This is a genomic window from Neisseria sp. P0009.S007 (genome assembly GCF_051962515.1).
This window is the reverse complement of sequence record NZ_JBQCVF010000436.1, coordinates 1-1,151: the sequence shown is the minus strand read 5'-3', so window position 1 is coordinate 1,151 and position 1,151 is coordinate 1. Positions and strand designations below refer to the sequence as shown.

The window sequence follows — 1,151 nt, the reverse complement described above, 5'->3', positions numbered from 1 at the left end:
TTGTCTTATATCGGCCGCGATATACGCAATGATGCCGAGTTCGCGCCGTCTTCGTTAATCAGCGAGCTGCTGGATACTATTGCCGCTATGACGGGGAAAAGCGGGCGTGAGTTGTCGGAGAAATGGGTGAAACATCATCCTTTGCAGGCGTTTTCGCGCCGTTATTTCCAAAAGGGCGCGCTTTCAGACGGCCTCTTCAGTACGCGCCAAGATTATGCCGATGCGTTGAACCAGCCGCAAGCGGAAGCGCAGCCGTTTTTCCGTGAGGCCTTAAGTCAGGAAGAACCGGGCAAAACCATTCATCAAGGCGAACTCGTCAGTTTTTGGCGCAACCCTGTCAAAGTTTGGCTGAAGAAAAATTTAAGCTGGGATCAGCCGTATCTGGACGGCGCATGGGAATCTGCCGAACCGTTTGAGCCGCAACATGAAGGTCGGATTGCCGATGCCTATTTGGATGCGCGGCGCAAAGGTGAAGATTTTGAAGATACGGCCATTCGGCTGAATGCAGAAAGCCTGATGCCGGTAGGCGAGTTGGGCGGCTTGTGGCAGAAACAGTATCAGATATCTGCGAAAAACGTAGATGCCGAGTTGATACGCAGCGACAAAAGGCCGTCTGAACCTTATGAAGAATCCTTTGACGATTTGGTTTTACAAGGCACCATCGGCAATCTTTATGAATGCGGTCGTATTGTGTTCCTAAACCAAAAAGACAATGCACCCAACCGCATTGCCCGTTTATTGGAGCATTTGATTTTTTGCGCCGTCGCCCCTAAATCCGTTGCCAACCGACAAACCTATATTGTCAGCTTGGGGCAGACCGAAACCTATGCCGCCATCGGGCAAGAGGCCGCGAGAGAGCTTTTGAAAGAATGGTTGGTATATTTCCGAATCGGACAAAATACCCCTTTACCGTTTTTTGCCAAAACCAGCCTTGCCGCGGCGGAGGAATACAACAAGAAAGAGGATTGGGATGCTGCCTTGAGAAAAGCCTATGATGTTTTTAACGGTAACAAAATGAGTAAAGGGCAGAAAGAATATACCGAAGTGAAGCTGGTGTTTGGCCATTCGGACGAGTCGCCTCTTGATGAGCCGCTATTTGAAAACCTCGTCGTCAATCTGCTTGTGCCGCTTTTGACCGGCGTGGCAGGGAA

1 pseudogene is annotated in these 1,151 nt (G+C 50.2%); it reads left to right on the top strand.

What is annotated here, in order from left to right:
• Nucleotides 1-1,151 (top strand): annotated as a pseudogene (locus ACTHS3_RS13870) (exodeoxyribonuclease V subunit gamma); the annotation flags it as partial.